Source organism: Paraburkholderia sp. GAS348 (genome assembly GCF_050434205.1).
In the GTDB taxonomy this organism is placed as follows: domain Bacteria; phylum Pseudomonadota; class Gammaproteobacteria; order Burkholderiales; family Burkholderiaceae; genus Paraburkholderia.
The window spans coordinates 1-4,292 of record NZ_JBNPVT010000053.1; the positions used below are offsets into that span (position 1 = coordinate 1).

Here is a 4,292-nt window from a genome sequence, read left to right on the forward strand (position 1 = left end):
TCGATCATGTTGCCCGACAGTTCGGAGTCGACCGTCTTGCCGACGAACGACGTGATTTCCGAATGCTCGCCGCGGCCCAGCATGCCGAGCTCCATCACGCCGGCCACTTCCTGGCCAAAGCGGACGCAACGCGTGCAGTGAATGCAACGCGACATTTCTTCCATCGAGATCAGCGGGCCGACGTTCTTGTGGAACACCACGCGCTTTTCTTCGCTATAGCGCGACGACGACTTGCCGTAGCCCACCGCCAGATCCTGCAGCTGGCACTCGCCGCCCTGGTCGCAGATCGGGCAATCCAGCGGGTGGTTGATCAGCAGGAATTCCATCACGGCTTGCTGGCCCTTCACGGCCTTGTCCGACTTGGTGCGCACGATCATGCCCGCCGACACCGGCGTGGCGCATGCGGGCACCGCCTTCGGCATCTTTTCGACATCGACCAGACACATCCGGCAGTTGGCCGCAATCGACAGCTTCTTGTGATAGCAGAAGTGAGGAATGTACGTGTCGACCTTATGCGCAGCCTGGATCACCATGCTGCCTTCAGGCACTTCTACTTTCTTGCCGTCTATTTCAAGTTCAACCATGATGGTCAATCTTCCTTAACCTGTTACCGCTCAATCGTTCGCCCTGTTCAGCGCCCGTGTCAGGCGATGAATCCCGCGGATGACGTGTTCTGGTGCGCTATCTGGTGTACTTATCCGGGCACTCAGGCAGCCACTGTTTCCGCCGCCGCTGCCGCGCCGGCGTGACCGCCGACGAGGCAATGCTTGTGGGCGACGTGGTATTCGAATTCGTCCCAGTAGTGCTTGAGCATGCCGCGAACCGGCATGGCCGCTGCATCGCCGAGCGCGCAAATCGTGCGGCCCATGATGTTCTCGGCGACCGAGTTCAGCAGATCCAGATCTTCCGGACGGCCTTGCCCGTGTTCGATACGATGCACGACGCGATACAGCCAGCCGGTGCCTTCGCGGCACGGCGTGCACTGACCGCATGACTCTTCGTAATAGAAATACGACAGACGCAATAGCGAACGCACCATGCAACGCGTTTCGTCCATCACGATGACCGCGCCCGAGCCGAGCATCGAGCCCGCCTTGGCGATCGAGTCGTAGTCCATGTCCATCTGCATCATCATGTCGCCCGGGATCACCGGCGCCGACGAACCGCCGGGAATCACGGCCTTGATCTTCCTGCCGCCGCGCATGCCGCCGGCCAGTTCCATCAGCGTCGCGAACGGCGTGCCGAGCGGAATTTCATAGTTGCCCGGACGCTCGACGTCGCCTGCGATCGAGAAAATCTTCGTGCCGCCGTTGTTCGGCTTGCCGATTTCGAGGTAATTCTGCGGACCGATCGCGAGCAGGAACGGCACCGCGGCGAACGTCTCGGTGTTGTTGATCGTGGTCGGCTTGCCATACACGCCGAAGCTCGCCGGGAACGGCGGCTTGAAGCGCGGCTGGCCTTTCTTGCCCTCGAGCGATTCGAGCAGCGCGGTCTCTTCGCCGCAGACGTAGGCGCCGTAGCCGTGGTGCGCATGCAGTTCGAACGAGAAGCCCGAACCCATGATGTTGTCGCCGAGGAACCCGGCGCGGCGCGCTTCGTCCAGCGCCTGTTCAAAGCGCTTGTAGACTTCCCAGATTTCGCCGTGGATATAGTTGTAGCCGACCGTGATGCCCATCGCGTACGCGCCGATGGCCATGCCTTCAATCAGCGCATGCGGATTGAAACGCAGGATGTCGCGATCCTTGAAGGTGCCCGGTTCGCCTTCGTCCGAATTGCAGACGAGGTACTTCTGCCCCGGGAACTGGCGCGGCATGAAGCTCCATTTCAGACCGGTCGGGAAACCCGCACCGCCACGGCCGCGCAGACCCGATGCCTTGACGTCGGCGATCACCTGCTCGGGCGGAATCTTTTCTTCCAGAATGCGGCGCAGCTGGGCGTAACCGCCGCGCGCCACATAGTCTTCGAGATGCCAGTTGTCGCCGTTCAGGCCGGCGAGAATCAGCGGTTTGATGTGACGATCGTGTAAAGACGTCATTTCGAAAGCTCCTCGAGCAGCTGGTCGATCTTCGCGCGGCTCATGAAGCTGCACATGCGATGGTTGTTCACCAGCATCACCGGCGCATCGCCGCACGCGCCCATGCACTCACCTTCTTTCAGGGTGAACCTGCCGTCCGCCGTGGTTTCGCCGAAGTCGATGCCGAGCTTCTGCTTCAGATAGTCAGCAGCGCTGTCGGCGCCGCCATCCGGGCCGAGCTGGCACGGCAGGTTCGTGCAGAGCGTGATCTTGTACTTGCCGACCGGCGAGGTCTCGTACATCGTGTAGAAGGTCGCCACCTCCTGCACGGCGACCGCCGGCATGCCGAGATAGTCCGCGACGAACTGCATGAGTTCGGGCGACAGCCAGCCATGCTCTTCCTGAGCAGTGGCCAGCGCCGACATCACGGCGGACTGTTTCTGATCGGCGGGATACTTCGCGATCGCACGATCGATTTCTTTCAGGCCTTCAGCTGAGATCATTTTCAGACACGACTCTTTCAATTCCTACCGAACGAAAACCTGTCGCGCGTTGCATGGTGCGACAGACCCGGCGTTCCTTTGACTGACGCGCGCTGCGGTGCAATCCGCAGACGCGCGCTGATGAATACGTCCTAGCGATCCACTTCGCCGAACACGATGTCCTGCGTGCCGATGATCGTCACAGCGTCGGCGATCATGTGACCGCGCGCCATTTCATCGAGCGTGGACAGATGCGCATAGCCCGGCGCGCGAATCTTCAGGCGATACGGCTTGTTCGCGCCGTCCGAGATCAGGTAGATACCGAACTCGCCCTTCGGATGTTCGACCGCAGCGTAGGCCTCGCCTTCCGGCACATGGAAGCCTTCCGAGAAGAGCTTGAAGTGGTGAATCAGCTCTTCCATGTTCGACTTCATGCCAACCCGCGACGGCGGCGCAACCTTGTGATTGTCGATCATCACCGGCCCCGGATTCCTGCGCAGCCACTCAATGCACTGTTTCACAATCCGCGTGGACTGGCGCATTTCTTCGACACGAACCAGATACCGGTCATAACAGTCGCCATTCACGCCAACCGGAATGTCGAAATCGAGCTTGTCGTAGACTTCGTACGGCTGCTTCTTGCGCAGATCCCACTCGATACCCGAGCCGCGCAGCATCGCGCCGGTCATGCCGAGGTTCAGCGCCCGCTCCGGGCTGACCACGCCGATACCGACCAGACGCTGCTTCCAGATCCGGTTGTCGGTGAGCAGCGTTTCGTATTCGTCGACGCACTTCGGGAAACGCGTGAAGAAATCGTCGATGAAGTCGAGCAGCGAACCTTGACGGTTCTCGTTCATCCTCGACAGCGCCTTTGCATTGCGGATCTTCGACGCCTTGTATTGCGGCATTGCGTCAGGCAGATCGCGGTACACGCCACCCGGACGGTAGTAAGCCGCGTGCATCCGTGCGCCGGACACCGCTTCGTACACGTCCATCAGGTCTTCGCGTTCGCGGAACGCGTACAGGAAGACCGCCATCGCGCCGACGTCGAGTGCGTGCGCGCCAATCCACATCAGGTGGTTCAGCACCCGCGTGACTTCGTCGAACATCACGCGGATGTACTGCGCGCGAACCGGCACCTCGATGCCGAGCAGCTTTTCGATCGCCATCACGTAGCCGTGCTCGTTGACCATCATCGACACGTAGTCGAGGCGGTCCATATACGGCACGGACTGGATGAAGGTTTTGGTTTCCGCGAGCTTTTCGGTCGCGCGATGCAGCAGGCCGATGTGCGGATCGGCGCGCTGGATGACTTCGCCGTCGAGTTCGAGCACGAGGCGCAGCACACCGTGCGCGGCCGGATGCTGAGGACCGAAGTTGAGCGTGTAGTTCTTGATCTCTGCCATGGCGTTCTCTTAGTGTTTCAGACCGCCATAGCGATCCTCGCGGATCACGCGCGGCGTGATTTCCCGCGGCTCGATCGTCACGGGCTGATAGACGACGCGCTTCTCTTCCGGGTCGTAACGCATTTCGACGTAGCCGGAGACAGGGAAATCTTTACGGAACGGGTGACCAATGAAACCGTAGTCGGTCAGGATGCGGCGCAGGTCCGGGTGACCCTCGAAGATGATGCCGTACAGGTCGAATGCTTCGCGCTCGTACCAGTTGGCCGAACTCCAGATATCGACGACCGACGCGACGATCGGCACTTCGTCGTCCGGCGCGAACACGCGCAGACGCACACGCCAGTTGTTCTGCACCGACAACAAATGCAGAACGGCCGCGAAACGCGGGCC

At 60.8% G+C, this 4,292-nt stretch carries 5 protein-coding genes; all 5 read right to left on the reverse strand.

Going from position 1 to position 4,292, the window contains the following annotated elements:
• A partial coding sequence (locus P3T22_RS33055) for a 2Fe-2S iron-sulfur cluster-binding protein (RefSeq protein WP_429327261.1) occupies nucleotides 1-584 on the reverse strand: 584 nt, incomplete at its 3' end.
• A 122-nt stretch (nucleotides 585-706) separates the two neighbouring features.
• The gene (gene nuoF, locus P3T22_RS33060; protein WP_429327262.1) at nucleotides 707-2,035 is read right to left on the reverse strand and encodes an NADH-quinone oxidoreductase subunit NuoF; all 1,329 of its coding nucleotides are present in this window, start codon (nucleotides 2,033-2,035) and stop codon (nucleotides 707-709) included.
• Nucleotides 2,032-2,517 (reverse strand): NADH-quinone oxidoreductase subunit NuoE, encoded by a 486-nt coding sequence (gene nuoE / locus P3T22_RS33065; RefSeq protein WP_063495294.1) that lies wholly within the window; start codon nucleotides 2,515-2,517, stop codon nucleotides 2,032-2,034. Before nuoE ends, nuoF begins: the two co-directional genes overlap by 4 nt.
• Before the next feature lie 131 nt (nucleotides 2,518-2,648).
• The gene (locus tag P3T22_RS33070) at nucleotides 2,649-3,902 is read right to left on the reverse strand and encodes an NADH-quinone oxidoreductase subunit D (protein WP_063495293.1); all 1,254 of its coding nucleotides are present in this window, start codon (nucleotides 3,900-3,902) and stop codon (nucleotides 2,649-2,651) included.
• Between the two features lie 9 nt (nucleotides 3,903-3,911).
• A partial coding sequence (locus P3T22_RS33075) for an NADH-quinone oxidoreductase subunit C (protein WP_429327263.1) occupies nucleotides 3,912-4,292 on the reverse strand: 381 nt, incomplete at its 5' end.